15 protein-coding genes are annotated in these 16,512 nt (G+C 67.7%); 10 read left to right on the top strand and 5 right to left on the bottom strand.

Going from position 1 to position 16,512, the window contains the following annotated elements:
• Positions 1-176 precede the first annotated feature (176 nt).
• From IE191_RS11550 to IE191_RS11525, 6 genes are all read left to right on the top strand, one after another.
• Positions 177-2,204: a glucosidase family protein gene (locus IE191_RS11550; RefSeq protein WP_191324510.1), complete on the top strand. Its 2,028-nt coding sequence runs from the start codon at positions 177-179 to the stop codon at positions 2,202-2,204.
• Positions 2,201-3,676, top strand: a complete 1,476-nt coding sequence (locus IE191_RS11545) for a tryptophan halogenase family protein (protein WP_191324509.1) — start codon at positions 2,201-2,203, stop codon at positions 3,674-3,676. Before IE191_RS11550 ends, IE191_RS11545 begins: the two co-directional genes overlap by 4 nt.
• Complete coding sequence (gene treF, locus IE191_RS11540; RefSeq protein WP_191324508.1) at positions 3,673-5,217, top strand: alpha,alpha-trehalase TreF; 1,545 nt, start codon at positions 3,673-3,675, stop codon at positions 5,215-5,217. Before IE191_RS11545 ends, treF begins: the two co-directional genes overlap by 4 nt.
• Positions 5,218-5,404: 187 nt before the next feature.
• Complete coding sequence (locus IE191_RS11535; RefSeq protein ID WP_191324507.1) at positions 5,405-5,767, top strand: antitoxin Xre/MbcA/ParS toxin-binding domain-containing protein; 363 nt, start codon at positions 5,405-5,407, stop codon at positions 5,765-5,767.
• Entirely contained in the window at positions 5,764-6,297 is a 534-nt protein-coding gene (locus tag IE191_RS11530) for an RES family NAD+ phosphorylase (protein ID WP_191324506.1), read from the top strand. The genes IE191_RS11535 and IE191_RS11530 overlap by 4 nt, the downstream gene beginning before the upstream one ends.
• A 64-nt stretch (positions 6,298-6,361) precedes the next feature.
• Complete coding sequence (locus IE191_RS11525; RefSeq protein ID WP_191324505.1) at positions 6,362-8,428, top strand: phosphocholine-specific phospholipase C; 2,067 nt, start codon at positions 6,362-6,364, stop codon at positions 8,426-8,428.
• A 114-nt stretch (positions 8,429-8,542) separates the two neighbouring features.
• Here IE191_RS11525 and IE191_RS11520 read toward each other — a convergent pair whose 3' ends face one another.
• Both IE191_RS11520 and IE191_RS11515 read right to left on the bottom strand, forming a co-directional pair.
• Positions 8,543-9,337 carry a ThuA domain-containing protein gene (locus IE191_RS11520; protein WP_191324504.1) on the bottom strand — a complete coding sequence of 265 codons (795 nt, stop codon included), beginning with the start codon at positions 9,335-9,337 and terminating at the stop codon, positions 8,543-8,545.
• On the bottom strand, positions 9,334-10,779 hold the full coding sequence (locus IE191_RS11515) for an aromatic ring-hydroxylating oxygenase subunit alpha (protein WP_229815291.1): 1,446 nt from the start codon (positions 10,777-10,779) through the stop codon (positions 9,334-9,336). Before IE191_RS11515 ends, IE191_RS11520 begins: the two co-directional genes overlap by 4 nt.
• A 180-nt stretch (positions 10,780-10,959) precedes the next feature.
• On the opposite strand from IE191_RS11515, the gene IE191_RS11510 reads away from it, so the two are divergent.
• Genes IE191_RS11510 through IE191_RS11500 form a run of 3 tightly spaced genes read left to right on the top strand, consistent with a single transcriptional unit; the run spans position 10,960 to position 13,334 of the window.
• Positions 10,960-11,739, top strand: coding sequence for an SDR family NAD(P)-dependent oxidoreductase (locus IE191_RS11510; protein WP_191324502.1), 780 nt, complete (start codon positions 10,960-10,962; stop codon positions 11,737-11,739).
• Positions 11,740-11,744: 5 nt separating this feature from the next.
• The gene (locus IE191_RS11505; RefSeq protein WP_191324501.1) at positions 11,745-12,545 is read left to right on the top strand and encodes an SDR family NAD(P)-dependent oxidoreductase; all 801 of its coding nucleotides are present in this window, start codon (positions 11,745-11,747) and stop codon (positions 12,543-12,545) included.
• 12 nt (positions 12,546-12,557) lie between these two features.
• Positions 12,558-13,334: an SDR family oxidoreductase gene (locus IE191_RS11500; protein WP_191324500.1), complete on the top strand. Its 777-nt coding sequence runs from the start codon at positions 12,558-12,560 to the stop codon at positions 13,332-13,334.
• A 42-nt stretch (positions 13,335-13,376) separates the two neighbouring features.
• Here the strand turns inward: IE191_RS11500 and IE191_RS11495 are convergent, their stop codons facing one another.
• Positions 13,377-14,291 carry a hypothetical protein gene (locus tag IE191_RS11495; RefSeq protein ID WP_191324585.1) on the bottom strand — a complete coding sequence of 305 codons (915 nt, stop codon included), beginning with the start codon at positions 14,289-14,291 and terminating at the stop codon, positions 13,377-13,379.
• 154 nt (positions 14,292-14,445) lie between these two features.
• Here IE191_RS11495 and IE191_RS11490 point away from each other — a divergent pair, with 154 nt between their 5' ends.
• Positions 14,446-14,718 (top strand): hypothetical protein, encoded by a 273-nt coding sequence (locus IE191_RS11490; protein WP_191324499.1) that lies wholly within the window; start codon positions 14,446-14,448, stop codon positions 14,716-14,718.
• Positions 14,719-14,730: 12 nt separating this feature from the next.
• Here IE191_RS11490 and IE191_RS11485 read toward each other — a convergent pair whose 3' ends face one another.
• Both IE191_RS11485 and IE191_RS11480 read right to left on the bottom strand, forming a co-directional pair.
• The gene (locus IE191_RS11485; protein ID WP_191324498.1) at positions 14,731-15,171 is read right to left on the bottom strand and encodes a nuclear transport factor 2 family protein; all 441 of its coding nucleotides are present in this window, start codon (positions 15,169-15,171) and stop codon (positions 14,731-14,733) included.
• Positions 15,168-16,505 (bottom strand): aromatic ring-hydroxylating oxygenase subunit alpha, encoded by a 1,338-nt coding sequence (locus IE191_RS11480; RefSeq protein WP_191324497.1) that lies wholly within the window; start codon positions 16,503-16,505, stop codon positions 15,168-15,170. Before IE191_RS11480 ends, IE191_RS11485 begins: the two co-directional genes overlap by 4 nt.
• Positions 16,506-16,512 lie beyond the last annotated feature (7 nt).

Here is a 16,512-nt window from a genome sequence, read left to right as displayed (position 1 = left end):
GACCCCCGGCGCACCCTTTCTGGGGTTGGCGAAACCAAATTGTTCGTCACCCCGGACATGATCCGGGGTCCCGCTTCTTGGAGCTTGGCGTAGCGGCGAAAGAAAAAAGCGGGACCCCGGGTCAAGCCCGGGGTGACGCTGGAATCAGCAATATCTTGTCAGTGAGAGGTTTTACCATGATCCCCACCCGCGTGCTGGCGCCGCTTGCCCTGCTGCTTCAGGCCGGGGCCGCGCCGCCTGCGGGGGCGCCGGTGTTCCAGGAGGGCCTCAATCTCAACGCCTTTGTCCAGCAGGGCGATGTGGCCGCGCATGTCCTGCTGCGTTCGGGCAGCGATCCGCGCCTGATCGTGGCGTTTCCCGCGGGCAACAGCGGCACGGCGCTGTGGTTCGGCAAGATCGCGCGGCCGGCGCAGTGGACGGTGACCACAGCGCCCGTGCCGGTGCACGAGGCCGATGCACAGGGGCGCCCCTTGCGCGGGGTGCGCCTTGCCGCGCAGATCGGCACGCCCCGGCTCGACCTGAAGCAGGCGGTGCTCTCGAGCGTGCGGGTGCTGCGCGATTACCAGGCATTGGGCCAGACGCCGGGGCAAGTGCTGGTGGCGCCACAGATCTCCGGGCAAAGCGTGACGTGGCAGCGCGACCGGCTGGACAGCAAGGCCGGCTATCGCCTGGCGGTGACCGTCACCCACGGGCGCCTGGCCGATGGCGCGATCCTGGCTGGCGCCGACGGGCGGATCGCCCTGGAAATCACTGCGCTGAGCGGCGATCCGGCGCTGACGCCCTATACGCCGCAGACCCTGCTCACGCCCCAGGCGGCGGCCGATCCGGCGGCCCGCCGCGCGTTGCAATTCCTGAGCTATCATGAGAAGTTCTTGGCCGGTTCCTGGCGGTTCAACACCTATTTCGGACGGGACACGCTGATGTCGGTGCGCCTGCTGATGCCGGTCCTTTCGCCCGCGGCGGTGGAAACCGGTTTGCGTTCGGTGCTCACCCGCCTGTCGGGTGATGGCAACGTGGCGCACGAGGAGGACATCGGCGAATTCGCCGTGCTCGATCACCTCAAGGCGGGCGAGGGGCCAAGCGATGCGCCCACCTACAACTATGCGATGATCGACAGCGCCTTTCTGCTGGCGCCGGTGGCGCGGGCCTGGCTGGTGGACGATCCGCGCGGGGCGGCCCGCGCCGCCACGTTCCTGGCCGAACGGACCGGCGATACCGCGCTCGGCGCCGCGCTGATGGCCAATCTGCGCCATGTGGTACGGGCGGCCGAACCCTTTGCCCGCGATACGCGCTGGCAGAACCTGATCGCGCTCAAGCCCGGCATGGATGCGGGCGAATGGCGCGACAGCAACGATGGCCTGGGCGGCGGGCGTTATCCCTATGATGTCAACGCCGTGCTGGTGCCGGCTGCGCTGGAGGCGGCCGCTGCGATGGCGCGGGCCGGGCTGCTCGATGCCTATGCCGCGCCGGAAGATCGCGCTATGCTGGCGCGCGTGGAAACCATGGCGAAAGTCTGGCACGAGGCGGCGCCGCGCCTGTTCCTGCAAAGTGTGGATGCACCCACGGCAAGGGCGCGCATCGGCGCCTATGCCCGCGCGCAAGGGGTGCCGGCGGCGCCTGCGCTCGCTGCACTGGGCCAGCAGCCGCTGCGCTATCACGCCATCGCCCTCGATGGCGCGGGGCAGCCGGTGCCGATCCTGCATTCCGATGAAGGCTTTGCCCTGCTTATGGGCAGCCCCGATGCCGACCAGGTCAGGCTGGCCGCCGATACCATGGCGCGGCCGTTTCCTGCCGGGTTGATGACCGGGGCGGGCATGGTCGTGGCCGATCCGGCGCTGGCCCCGGCCCCGTTGCAGGCGCGCTTTGGCCGCAATGCCTATCACGGCACGGTGGTGTGGTCGTGGCACCAGGCGCTGGCCGCCGCGGGCCTGGCGCGGCAGGCGGCGCGGGCTGATCTGCCCGCACCGGTCTGCGCGCGGGTGCGGGCCGCGCAAGGGGCGCTGTGGCGCGCGATCGATGCCACGCGCGCGGTGCAGAGTTCCGAGCTGTGGTCGTGGAGCATGGCGGGCGGTCGATACAAAGTGGAGGCCTTTGGCGCGCGCGGCGGCGATGCCGACGAATCCAACGCCGCGCAATTGTGGAGTACGGTCTACCTCGCGCTCAAGCGGCCGACACCCGGCGCCACCGGCTGCGGCCCGCGATGAGCGCGGCGCCGATCCGTTCGGTCGCGATCCTGGGCGGCGGCACCGCCGGGTGGATGACGGCCGCCGCGCTGTCCAAGGCGCTGGCCGGGCAAGGCGTGGCCATGGCCCTGATCGAATCCGACGCGATCGGCACGATCGGGGTGGGCGAGGCGACGATCCCCACGATCCACTGGTTCAACCAGTTGATCGGGCTGGACGAAGCCGCGTTCATGCAAGCGACCGGCGCCACCTGGAAACTGGGCATCGAATTTCGCGGCTGGCAGGGGGAGGGCAGCGCCTATTTCCATCCGTTCGGCACGTATGGCTTGCCGGGCGACGCGCAGATGCTGCCGCACCGGCTGATCCGCGCGTGGAACGGTGGGCATGCCCGCGATATCGAGGCGTTTTCGCTCACCACGCAACTGGCCCGCGCGCGCCGGTTTGCGCGGGGCAATGGCGATCCACGTTCGCTGCTCTCGACGCTGGGCCATGCCTATCACTTCGATGCCGGGCGCTATGCCGCGTTCCTGCGCCAGATGGCCGAAGGGCGCGGCGTGCGCCGCCACGAAGGGCGCGTCACGCGGATCGAGCGCGATGGCGAGACCGGCCTGGTCCGCGCGCTGACCACCGAGCGTGGGGAGCGCATCGCGGCCGACCTGTTCATCGATTGCTCGGGCCTGAAAGGCCTGTTGATCGAAGGGGAAATGGCCGCCGGGTTCGAGGATTGGTCGCACTGGCTGCCCTGCGACAGCGCCTGGGCCGCGCCCACCGCCGCCGATCCCGCAGCGCCGCTGCACACCACGGCAACGGCGGCGCAGGCCGGCTGGCGCTGGCGCATTCCGCTGCAACACCGCGTGGGCAACGGCTATGTCTTTTCCAGCCGGTTCCAGCAGGCGGAGGCCGCGCGCGACAGCCTGCTCGCCGCGATCGGCACGCCCGAGGCCGAACCGCGCCTGATCCGCTTCGTGCCCGGCCGCCGCCGCAAGGCGTGGATCGGCAACGTGGTGGCGATCGGGCTGTCCAGCGGATTCCTGGAACCGCTGGAATCGACCAGCATCCACCTGATCCAGACCGGGATCGGAAAGCTGCTCTCGCTGTTTCCCAGACAGGACTGCGCGCCTTTGCTCGCCGAGCAATACAACCGCGTGTTTGCCCGGGAGATGGAAGACGTGCGCGATTTTCTGGTGCTGCACTATCACTTTACGCAAGGGCGGACCGAACCGCTGTGGCAGGCCTGCCAGGCCGCGCCGCTGCCCGATAGCCTGGCCTACAAGGTGGAGCAGTTCCGCGCCAGCGGGCGGCTGATGCTCCAGGGCGAAGACCTGTTCCGCGATGCAAGCTGGTTTGCGGTGATGACCGGGCAAGGCCTGCGCGCCGCCGATCACAATCCCATGCTCGACAGCATGAGCGAGGCGGACAACCTGCGTCATCTTGATGCCGTGCAGGCCGCGATCGCCAAGAGCGTGGCCCAGTTGCAGGCGGGCGGGGCATGAGCCTGCGCATGCTGTTGCGCGGCGCGGGCTTGGGCCTGGTGGCGCTGGCCACGATGGGGCAGTCGCTGCCGCCCCCACCGCAAGTGCTGTTCGGGCCGCTGTTCGAAGCGGTGCAGGCGGCGCGGATCTATCCCGACAGCAAGACCTTTGCCGATGCCACCCCGCGCGAGGCGCCCGACGCCGTCATGGCGGCCTGGCGCGCCGAGCGGCCGCAAGGGGCCGACGCGCTGCGCGCCTTTGTCGAGCGGCATTTCGTGGTGCCCGCGCAACCCGGCGCCAAGCCCAGCCTGCGCGAGCATATCGCCGCTCTGTGGCCACAATTGACGCGCCCGGCGTTCACCCCGCCGCCCGGTTCCTCCGCGCTTGCCATGCCCGAGCCCTATGTCGTGCCGGGCGGGCGCTTTCGCGAAATCTATTACTGGGACAGCTATTTCACCATGCTCGGCCTCAAGGCCGATGGGCAGGACCGGCTGATCACCGGCATGCTCGACGATTTCGACAGCCTGGTGGCGCGCTATGGCTTCGTGCCCAATGGCACGCGGACCTATTACCTCGGCCGCTCGCAGCCGCCGTTCCTGGCCTTGATGGCCGATCTTGATCCGCGCCACGATGCCGTGACGGCGGCGCGCCATCTTGCCGCGCTCAAGGCGGAACACGCATTCTGGATGAAAGGCGCTGCCGCCGCCCGCCAAAGCGGCGCGGCAGCGCGGGTTGTGCGCATGCCCGATGGCAGCCTGCTCAACCGCTATTGGGACGATGCCCCCGGTCCGCGCGATGAATCCTGGGCAGAGGACGTGGCCACGGCGCGCACGTCCGGGCGCCCTGTGGCCGAAGTCTACAAGGACTTGCGCGCCGGGGCGGAAAGCGGGTGGGACTATTCCTCGCGCTGGCTGGCCGATCCGGCGCGGCTGGACACGATCCGCACCACGCAGATCGTGCCGGTCGATCTCAACAGCCTGCTCTGGGCGCAGGAACAGGCTATTGCCCGCCGCTGCGCCGCAGCGGGCGACAAGGCCTGCGCCGCCGATTTCGCCGCGCAGGCCGCCGCGCGCGGCCGCGCCATCCAGCGCTGGCTGTGGCTGCCGGGCGAAGGCCGCTTTGCCGATTGGGACCGCGAGCGGCGGGCGCCGACCCCGCGCGTTTCGGCCGCGACGCTCTATCCCCTGTTCGTCGGCCTGGCGACGCCAGCGCAGGCCAGCGCGGTGGCGCGTCTGGTTTCGGCTCAACTCCTTGCGCCCGGCGGATTGCGTACCACGCCCTTGCGCACCGGGCAGCAGTGGGACGATCCCAATGGCTGGGCGCCACTGCAATGGATCGCGCACCAGGGCCTGGCGCGTTATGGCCAGGTTGATCTTGCCGCCACGATTGCCCGGCGCTGGCTGGCGACGGTGGCGGCGGCCTATGACGAGACCGGCAAGATGCTGGAGAAATACGACGTCGAGACTCATGCGCCCGGTGGCGGCGGGGAGTATCCGTTGCAGGACGGGTTTGGCTGGACCAACGGGGTGACGCGGGCGTTTTTGGAGAAGTATGGCGGGTAGCGCCAGGTTTCCACCACCCCCCGACCCCCTCCTCTGAAGAGGAGGGGGAGATAAGGCGCTGAAAATAAAGTCCCCTCCTCTTTAGAGGAGGGGGTTGGGGGTGGTGCGAAGCCTGCCCCGACGCACCTTGTAAAAACCACAAAGCCGCGTATATTGCCCCAATATAGCGGCATTTGGTGAGGCAGGCGTGGCAACGGCGTTTCTGGTGGATGTGGTCGGGCAAGGCGGGGCGGTTTCGCCCGATGTCGTCTCGGGCCGGTTGCGCATCACCAAGACCGAACTGGCCCATGCGCTGGGCCTCTCGCGCGACAGCGTGTCCAAGGCCAGCCGCGTGGCCTCGCCCGCCACGCAAAAGCGGCTGCGCGACATGGTCGAGATCGTCAACCGGGTGATCCCGTGGACGGGCTCGGAACTGGCCGCCTTTGCCTGGTATCGCTCGCAGCCACTGCCCTCGTTCGGGGACCAGACGGCCGAGGATCTGGTCCATGCCGGGCGGGGCGAAGCGGTGAAGCGCTATCTCAGCCGCGTGGCCGAGGGTGGCTTTGCTTGACACTGCCGCGCAGCAAGCTGGTGGGCGCGGTCTATCGCGCGCACCATCCGCGCTGGGCCTTCGATCCGGTTTCGGGTGAAGGCGCGGCGCGCCATGGCGGGCGGTTCAATCCGCTGGGTACGCCGGCGCTCTATACCGCGCTGCGGCCCGAAACCGCCTGGCTGGAAGCGCAGCAGGGCTTTGCCTTCAAGGCGCAGCCGCTGACGCTCTGTTCCTATGACGTGGATTGCGCCGACCTCCTCGACCTGACCGATCCCGCGACGCTCTCTGCGCTGGCAGTTGCGCCGGCCGATCTTGCCTGCGCGTGGGAAGACCTGGCCGATCGCGGGCAGGTGCCGCCCACCTGGACCCTGGCCAGGCGCCTGATCGCGCAAGGGGCGGCCGGGGTGATCGTGCCCAGCTTTGCCCATCGCGCGCAGAGCGAAGACCGCAACGTGGTGTTCTGGCGCTGGGGCGCGGCGCCGCCGCACCAGGTGCGCGTGGTGGACGATTTCCAGCGCTTGCCGCGCGATGACAGCTCATGGCGGTGAAAGCTGTCACAAATCTGTTCGACAAGGCAGATAACGGGGCAGGCTTCGGTATTTAGGGATTCCCATGATGCAGCGGTCAGGGCGGCGCGATTTCCTCAAGGCAGTGGCGGCGGCGAGTGCCGCGGGCGCCTTGCCGCCAGCGATTGCCAAGGCCCTGGCGCTGCCCGCCGCGCGCCGCACCGGCACGCTGGCCGATGTGGAGCATGTGGTGATCCTGATGCAGGAAAACCGCTCGTTCGATCACTATTACGGCACCCTGCGCGGCGTGCGCGGCTATGGCGATCCGCGCCCGCTGCTGCTGCGCAACGGGCGCAGCGTGTTTCACCAGCCTGCCCCCGATGGTCAAGGTGTTGTCCTGCCGTTCCACATGGATGGTACGATCAGCAATGCGCAAGGGCTGAAAAGCCTGGACCATAGCTGGAAAGGCGCCTTTGCCGACTGGGCCGAATACGATAGCTGGATCAGGCACAAGTCGCCCCAGACGATGGGCCATTTCGTGCGCGGCGACATTCCGTTCTACCATGCGCTGGCCGATGCCTTCACCATTGGCGACCAGTACTTCTGCTCGATCCACGGGCCGACCAATCCCAATCGCATGTTCCTGTTTTCCGGCACCAGCGGGCTGAGCGTGGGCGACGACCGCTTGCAGGCGGTGGACAATGCCGACGATGGCAACTGGACCGCCGACATGGCGCGCGACAAGGCCGATTTCCCCGGCGCGGCGCGCTGGACGACCTATGCCGAGCGGCTGGAAGCGGCCGGGATAAGCTGGCAGGTCTATCAGGAATACGAGAATTTCGGCGACAACTCGCTGCCGTTCTTTGCCAGCTTCCGGGGGCTGGATCGCGCCTCGTCGCTCTATCGCCGGGGGCGGGCGTGGGTGGCCGGATCGAGCGCGGAGACCGCCGAAAAGTCAGAGGCGCAATACCTCGTCTCGGCCTTTGCCAAGGACGTGGCGGCCGACAGCCTGCCGCAGGTTTCCTGGATCGTCGCCCCCGCGCGCTATTCCGAGCATCCCGAGGCGCCGCCCGCCTTTGGCGAAAGCCTGACCGCGCGGCTGCTCGCGGCGCTGGTGGCCAATCCCGAGGTCTGGGCCAAGACCGCGCTGATCCTCAACTATGACGAAAACGACGGCTTTTTCGATCACGTGCCCGGCCCGGTGCCGGCGGTGACGCGCGCGCAGGGCCTGAGCAGCGTGGACACGCGCGGCGAGGCCTACAAGGGCGAGCCGGTGGGGCTGGGCATCCGCGTGCCGCTGCTGGTGGTCTCGCCGTGGACGCGCGGCGGCTTCGTCCATTCCGGCGTCAACGACCATACTTCGGTGATCCGCTTCCTGGAGCGGCGCTTTGGCGTGATGGAGCCCAACATTTCCCCGTGGCGCCGCGCGGTGACCGGCGATCTGGTGGACATGTTCGATTTTGCCGATCCCGATGGCGCGGCGATCCATGCCCTGCAATCCCTGCCCGCGATCGGCGATTACCACGCCCGCGTGGCGGCGCAGGCGGCGCTGCCCAAGCCGCAGCCGCCGGCACAGCAGGCCATGCCGGTACAGGAGCCGGGCCAGCGCCCGGCGCGCGCGCTGCCCTATCGCCTGGCAGTGAGCGAAGCGGGCGAGGGCGCCGAATGGCAACTGGTCTTTGCCAATACCGGCCGTCAGGGCGCGGTGTTCCAGGTCTATGACCGTGGCGGTACGGCAGGTCCGTGGACTTATACCGTGGCGGCGGGCGCCAGCCTGCGCGATCGCCCGCCGGGCCTGGCGCAGGGGCCTTGCCGCCTGACGGTGCGCGGCCCCAACGGCTTCGTGCGCGATCTGGCCGGGCCGCTGCCGCCCCCGGCGCGGGTGACGCTGGAGGAGGCGGGCGACCGCGTGTGGCTGACTCTGGCCAATCCCGGCCCTGCGCCGGTGGCGCTGGTGGTGCGGCGCCTAGCCTATGGCGCGGGCGAAGTCGCGCGCGTGACGCTCGCCGCCGGGCAGAGCCGGCGCGTGGCCGTGCCGGTCGCGGCCAGCCACCATTGGTATGACCTCGCGGTGGACGGCCCCGATGGCTTCCTGCGGCGCTTTGCAGGGCATGTCGAGACCGGGCGGCCGAGCTGGTCCGATCCGGCGATGGGCACGGTGGTTACGGTTTGAGGCGCTGACGGGAGCGGAGGGCCCCGGATCAAGTCCGGCGCGACGGATATTGGGAACCGCGCAAACCCATCGTCGCCCCGGACTTGATCCGGGGCCCTCCGCAACGCCAACGTCCTATTCGCCCGCAGCCTCACCGAGCGGCTCCTTCAACCAGGCCACCCCCCGGCGCAGCAGGTCGTGGAACACCGGCAAGTCCCAGGCGCAGCGGTCCACGCTGGGCCACCAGTCGAGCAGGGGTTGCAGGTCATAATGCCCCCGGCAGTGGCCGAGCGTGAGGTAGAGCACCGCGCCCGCGCCGTGGTGCTTGATGTAGAACACCGGATGGCGGCCGGGCGCGGCTTCGGCCTCGACAAAGCCGGTGCCGGGCTCGGTGCAGCAGGTATCGAGCAGCACGTGGAGATCGCCGTGGGTTTCGAGGTGATAGAGCTCGTCCGTGGTCTCGAACGGTTCCACCCCCTGGACCAGCGGATGATCGGGATCGGCCACTTCGACGCGATAGGGCGCGATCGGCGGATGGCTGATGAACTGGCTGCCGAGCAGGTCCATGAACAGCGGCGCCCAGCGCGGCGCATCCCACAGGCCGGCGTTGGGGCCATCCGACAGCAGGCGCAGCACGGAGTTGGTGCCGTGCAGGGCATACCAGCGCCCACCGCGCGCCAGCCAGGCCTTGAGCGCTTCCTGCGCCGGCAGCGACGGGGTGATGTCGCACGTATAGGTGATCAGGATATCGGCCCCCTCGATCGCGGCGATGTTCTCGTAATCCTCGAACACGCGGGTGCGCACGGCGGGATCATCGGCCAAGAGCTTGAGCAGTTCGAGCCGGGCAAAGTCGATATCGTGCCACACCCCGCCGCAGATCAGCACGCAATCGATCCGGCGGGGGTGGGCGTCTGGCGGCGTCTCGCTCACGCATCGGCTCCGTCGCTGCCTTCGGCGATGCCGAGATAGCGATCCAGCGTCTGCTGGAACTGGCGGATGCGGATTTCCTGATAGTTGCCCAGTTGCACTTTGCCGGTCTTGGAAGCGTGGAGCCCCTCCTGGACATAGGGCAGGTTGTCCATGTCCTGCTCGAACACGTCGCCCAGAATGCCCAGCTCGGGCGCTTCGGTCCATTTCTGGTCCAGCCTCAGGAACTTCATCGGCACACCGCGCGGGTGCTTCTCGCCTTTCTTCACGCGCATCAGGATGCGCACTTCCATGATGCAGGTGTCGGGCGTTTTCCCGGGGCGCCAGCGATAGACGATGTTGGGCATGAACCCGCCCCAGGGGGCAAAGTTGGGGAAGACGTTGTAGACCAGCGCGTCGAGCAGTTCGGCGTCGGTCGCGTCCTCGTGGTCATAGCCGGTCTGCGCGGTATAGGCCGCGCGCATGCGGGCGCCGAGCGCCTCGCGCGCGGTCATGCCTTCGGGCACCGAGACGGCATAGGGATCGGCGGCAGCGTCATAATTGTCGCCGCTGCGACCGTTGTATTTCACGAACTGGTCGACGATCCACTGCTCGCTCTTGCCCGAGGGATCGAGGTGCGGGGACATCGTGCCGAACGGCACCAGGTTGACGTTCACGTGATCGCCCCAGGTCCAGTAGGCGCTGTTGCAATCGCCGGTGAACGGCAGCAGTTGCGGATGGGTGACCACGGTATGCCAGGCTTCCATGAAGGCCTCGGCGGTGACTTTCCAGTTGGCCGGCACTTCCTTGCTCACCCACATCACGGTCACGCATTCCTCGTGCCGCCAGCGCTTGAAGTGATCGGGCAGCGGGGCGAGGAATTCCTCCAGGCTCGGCCCGCCCGGCTCCTCGCGCAGGAAGATGTAGCCGCCCCAGCGGCCCACCTCGACCGGCGGCAGCGACAGCTTGGCTTCGTCCAGATGCTGGAAATCCCACTTGCAGGGCATGTGGTTGAAGCTGCCGTCCTTGTTCCAGGCAAAGCCGTGGAACGGGCAGACGAACCGGTCGGCGCTGCCATCTTCGGTGCGCAGCTTGCGCCCGCGATGCAGGCAGACGTTGTGCATGGCGCGGACCGAGCCATCGTCCTGCCGCGAAATCAGGAAGCTGCGCCCGGCGTTTTCATAGACGACATAGTCGCCCGGATCGGGCAGGTCTTCCTCGCGCGCGGCGAACTGCCACACGCGCGGCCACATCCGCTCGCGTTCAAGCCGGGCGAAATGCTCGCTGGTATAGCGCGCGGCAGAAATCGGCGTGCTGCCCCGGTTCTGGTAGCTGGGAGTGACCAGCACATCGGGTGCGGGCCGCGAATCGGCGGCCATGAGTTCGAGCCAGCTTATCCCGTCGCTCACCGGCAGGCCGCAGCTTTCGGGCGTGGGGCGTTCGGCCGTGTTGCCGGGGCTTGGCATATCCGATGGTGCCATGATGCTGTCCTGTCCTCTCGCGCCGGATCATGCCCGCCCGGCTTGCATTGCAACTTGGTCTATTACGCGCGGGCGGCGCAAGTCACCTTGCGCAAAGCATAGGTTTCCCAACCGCGCCGATCACGGCATGATCGCGGCACAAGCGAAAAAGCGGGAGAGCAGGCCGTGGCCAGAAGGCTGGAAGGAAAAGTGGCGCTGGTGACCGGCGGCACCAGCGGGATCGGCGCGGGCGCGGTGCGGCGGCTGGCCGCCGAAGGGGCCAAAGTGGTCTTCACCGGATCGCGCGCCGAACTGGGCGAAGCGCTGGCGCAGGAAGTGGGCGGTCGCTTTGTCAGCCACCGCGTGGAAGATGCAGCGGCCTGGCCCGCCCTGATCGAAAGCATCCTGGCCGAGCATGGCCGGCTCGACATCGCCTTCGCCAATGCCGGCACCGAGCAGGGCGACGCGAATATCGAGGACGTGACGATCGAGGGCTGGAGCAAACTGGTCGGCATCAACCAGACCGGCGTGATGCTCACCGTCCAGCACGCGATCCGCGCCATGGCCCGCAACGAGGGCGCGACCGGATCGATCATCGTCAATTCCTCGATGAACGCGGCGCGGCCGCTGGGCAATTACGTGACCTATTCCACCACCAAGGCCGCCGTGGTGGCGCTGGCCAAGTCCGCCGCGGTCTATTGCGGGCAGAAGCGCTACCGCATCCGCGTCAACGCGATCCTGCCCGGCGTGGTGGAGACCGATCTCATTCGCCAGATAATGGAAAGCCAGCCCGATCCGGCCGCCGTGCGCGCGATCTATGAAGGCATGGCGCCGATGAACCGCATGGCGCAAGTGGAGGAAGTGGCCGGACTGGTCGCCTATCTGGCGAGCGACGAGGCCGGCTTCATTTCCGGCGCGGAACTGACGATCGACGGTGCGACCACCGCCGGCATGATGGGAGTTTGAGCGCGATGGATCGTCTCTCCGGGCGCGTGGCGCTGGTGACCGGGGCCTTGCGCGGCATTGGCCTCGCCATCGCCACTCGCTTTGCCCGCGAAGGCGCCAGCGTGACGCTGGCCGATCTCGATCCCGCCGACAGCCCGGAAGTGGCCAAAGTGCTGGCCGCGCTGGGCGCGGGGGCGGATTACCGGCAGGCCAACGTGACCAGCGAGGCGGACTGGGCCATGCTCGCCGCGCACATGGAAGCGCGCGGCGCCTGCCACATCCTGGTCAACAACGCCGGGACCGACCTGACCGGCGCGGTGGAAAGCCTGAGCCTGGAGGCCTGGCGCAAGATCATGGCGGTCAACGTCGATGGCGTGTTCCTGGGTACGCGCGCGCTGGTGCCGCTGATGGCGAAATCGGGCGCGGACGTGGCCGGCGGGGCGAGCGTGATCAACGTCAGCTCGATCATGGGGCTGGTCGGCTATTCGGAAGTTTCGGCCTATAACGCCAGCAAAGGCGCGGTGCGGCTGTTCACCAAGGGCATTGCCGTGGAATTCGCGCAGAAACGCATGCCGATCCGCGCCAATTCGCTGCATCCCGGCTTTGTCCGCACCCCGCTGCTCAATGCCGGGTTCCAGCGCTGGGTGGACAAGGGCTTTGCGCAAAAGCCCGAAGACCTGGTGGCAGCGATGGAAGCGGCCACGCCCAATGGCCGCCTGGCCGAGCCGGAAGAACTGGCTGGCCCGGCGGCGTTCCTGGCAAGCGCTGATGCCAGCTACATGACCGGGGCCGAACTGGTGATCGATGGCGGCTGGACCGCGCAATAGGAAACATGGCTGATGGCTTTTGAACTGGACAACGTGGTCGCGGTGGTCACCGGGGCGGGCGGCGGCATCGGCCGTGAAGTGGTGCGCGCGATGAAGGCCGCCGGCGCAACCGTGGTGGCAACCGACGTGGCCGCGCCCGATCGTGCCGAGGCCGATCACGTGCTGGCCCACGATGTCACGAGCGAGGCGGATTGGCAGGCCGTGGCTGAGCTGGTGCAGGGCACTTATGGCCGGCTCGACGCGCTGGTCAATGTGGCGGGCATCAGCATTGTCGCCAGCATCGAGGAAACGCCGCTGGAGGAATGGCGCCGGATCAATGCGGTCAACGTGGAAAGCGTGGTGATCGGCGTGCAGACGCTGCTGCCGCTGCTGAAGCAAGGGGGCAAGGCGCGCGCCAGCGGTGCGTCGATCGTCAACTTTTCCAGCGTGGGCGGGATCAGGGGCGCGCCGTTCAACGGCGCCTATTGCACCAGCAAGGCGGCAGTGAAGATGCTGTCGAAGTGCATGGGCGCCGAATTTGCCGCGCTGGGCTACAACATCCGCGCCAACAGCGTGCACCCCGGCGGCATCGACACGCCGATGCTGCAATCGATCATGCAGCGCTATGTCGATCTGGGCGCGGTGCCCTCGCTCGACGTGTCGATGCAGGGCGTGGTGGCCGCGCACCCGATCGGGCGGCTGGGCCGGCCGGCGGAAATGGCCGGCGGCGTCGTCTATCTCTGCTCCGACGCGGCGAGCTTTGTGACGTGCAGCGAGTTCATGATGGATGGGGGTTATTGCATGAGCTGATGCCGGGGCGTGCTGCCGGTGTCCCGGCAGCACGCAAACGCATCAAAAATGGCGGTAGCCGGGCCTGCCCCAACCGGGCCGGCCATAGCCACCGGGTCGCCCGTAATACCCACGATCACCCCAGCCATAGGGATGATAGGGCCGATAGGCGCGGTAATAGTAATCGTGATAGGGATAGGGACGATAGGTCCAGCGATCGCCAACATAGACCCAGGGGCGATACCAGCCCGGCGCGGCGTAATAGTAGTTGGAAAAATAGACCGTATCATAGCTGTAGGGCGCCGCGCCCGAGCGGACGACGAAGCCCGGCGGACAGCCGGGGCTGGTCTCGTTGGCAGTGCTGCCACCGATCGCCGCGCCGCCGACAGCGCCCACCGCTGCGCCGGCCAGCGTGCCGAAGCCGCCGTCGTGGCGGCTTGACAGGCCATTGCCCACCAGCGCGCCGAAGATGCCGCCGATCACGGCGCCGGCCGTGGCATTGCTGCGCGCCTTGACGCAGTTGTCGCGCGCCCAGGCTTCGGCATCTGCGGCATAGCGGGCGTCACGCTCGGCCTGCGCGCGGTCGATCGCGGCGGGGTTGTAGCCGGGCGGCGGCGGTGGCGGGCGCGTGCCGTCATAACCGGGCGGGGGGCCTTGGTCATAGCTTTGCACCTCGACCGAGCGAGTCGTGGTGGTGGTCGTCGTCGTGGTCTGTCCGGAGTAAGGCTGCGCATAGCCCTGCGGGGGCTGACCATAGCCCTGCGGGGGCTGGCCTTGGTCATACCCCTGCGGCGGCTGGTCGCGATAATCGGGCGGGGGCGCCTGGTCATAGCCCTGGTTCTGGTCATACCCGCCGTTCTGGTCATAGCCAGAGGGCGGATAGGCCTGTTGCGCGGCGGCACTGCTGGCCATGATCGGCAGCGCCGCCACGGCAGCGGCGCTGGCAACAAGAGCGATGCGGGTAATGGATTGCGGCATCGGGACGTTCCACTCACTGTGATGGGCAAGGGCTATGCCCGCTCGCGTGAACGGATGCTGACGGTTTGTGGCGCTTTGCGGCGAGTTGATGGTTTGGCTGGCCGGGCCTGGCGGCGATCTGCTACACTCCTGCGCCAGCCGGGGTGTGATGCCGATGAGCCCGATCCGTCGTTTCTATCTTGCCAAGCTGGGCTGGTTGGCTTTCGTCGCGCCAATTCCGCTGTTTGTCGTCAGCATGGAACAGCGCTTGGCCACGTTTTCGCTCGTTGCCGCCATTCTGGTCGGAGTTTGCGGCGAGCTCTATTGCCTATGGATGCTGCGATGCCCCACTTGCGATAGTCCGATCGCGCATCGTGGGCGGCTCTACCCTGGCAATGGGCCGGAACGGTTTTGCCCGGCATGCAGGCGCGATCTGGCCCAGCGCTGAGGTCGCAGTGCGTTATCCCGCCGTGGAGACCGGCGGCAGCAGCATCGTCATGCCCAGGCGGGCGATGCGCCAGGTGCCTTCGTGCAGCGCAACGTCGAAGGCATAGCGCGCTTTCACTTCCAGCATCGTGCCATCCTTGCCCAGGCTGAAGGCGTGGCCATAGGCGCTGAGGCTGGCGGTGGCGCCGTCGTAGGCAGCGAGCGCCACGTTGCCGAGGAAATGGGCGTTTTGCGCCATGCCGGCAAAGGCCTGCTCGAAGAAAGCCTCGATCGCGGCGCGGCCGACGAACCGCTCCATGCCGAGGCTGGCGAGATCATAGATTCCGTCGGGCGTGAACAGCGCGGCGACGCCGGCGGCCTGGCCGATGTCGTCCACCGCCATGGCATAGGCGCTGACCAGATCGGCCAGCGCCAGGCGCACGTCGGCCGGGCAGGGCGGGGCGGGATAGGTCATGCCGGCTGCACCGGTCCCTTGCCCGCGACATAGTCGTTGAGCAATTCGTGGAAGCGCTGGATGCGCTTTTCCTGCCCCGGCAGGATGCAGCCCTTGAAGCCGCGCGAGTTGAGGCCCTGCTGCTGCGTGGTGCCGATCGACAGGTCCTGGTCGGCCACGAAGCCCAGCGACACGCCATCGCCATAGCGGCTGTGGCGCGCCACCGCATCGTGGCGCAGCGGCACGGGGCCGATCGGCGTGACCACCTCTTTCATGCCCTTGACCGGGGGATAGAGGCACCAGTGCTGGAACACGCACTTTTCCGGGTCGGTGGGATGCGGTTCGGTGCGCAGCACCTGCATCTGTTCTGGCGACATCGTGAGGGTGAGATTGGGGAACAGCGTGCAGTGGAAATAGTCCACCAATTGCTGGTCGGTCATGTGCTCGTACATCGTATAGCCGCGTTCCGGCCCCAGCTTGCGCTTCGCCGCGATCACGGCGGCGCGGATATCGCCGGTGTGGCCGTGGTAATCGGCCGGGTCGATGCCCCAGGCGCGGGCAATGTCATCCAGCGGCGCGGGCACTTCGGCGCTGTGGTAATCGACGCGGGTGGTCGCCTGGTGGCCGATCATCCACATCGCGTTGTGGCCGCTGGGATACATCTCGAAGACCGTGGTGGGCAGGCCATCGTTGATGAAGGTTGCCAGTTCGGGATGGATCGTGGGGAGGTGATAGCTTTCGTTGAAATTGTCGCGGATGATCTTCCAGTTGAAATCGGCGTCGCACGACAGCTTGAGCACGCGGACCCAGTTTTCCAGGCCATAGTTGGCCAGGCGTTCCTGCAAGGGCGCCATCCATTGCGCCAGCGGCGGTACATCATCGTCCATGCACCAGAACACGAACGGCCCCCAGGTTTCGCAGCGCAGTTCCGACAGGTGCACTTTGCCGCAGGGGTTGCCGCCGGCAAAATCATCGGGATCCTGCACTTTGGCCAGCACGCCATCGGGGGTGAACTGCCAGCCGTGATAGCCGCAGGTGATGCGCGGCATGGAGCCGGCATCGCCAAGCACCAGGCGATTGCCGCGATGCGGGCAGGAATTGTAGAATGCGCGCACGCCGCCATCGGCCTGGGCGATCATCAGCACCGAATCCTTGCCGAAATCGTGGCGGATGAAATCGCCTTCCTCTTCCAGCTCGGCCCGCATGCCGCCCAGGTGCCAAACCTTGGGCCACAGGTTGCGGTTTTCGCGGTCCATCCAGTCCTTGGAGATATAGCGTTCGGCGGTGATCGTGTCGCCGCGCACCGGCATGTCGAATTCGGGCGAATAGCGCGACTTGAGTTCCTGAACCGTCATCGTGGCA

Source organism: Novosphingobium pokkalii, from assembly GCF_014652855.1.
GTDB classification, from domain to species: Bacteria; Pseudomonadota; Alphaproteobacteria; order Sphingomonadales; family Sphingomonadaceae; genus Novosphingobium; species Novosphingobium pokkalii.
Note: the sequence above shows the minus strand (reverse complement) of the source record. Positions and strands in the feature narration are given on the sequence as shown.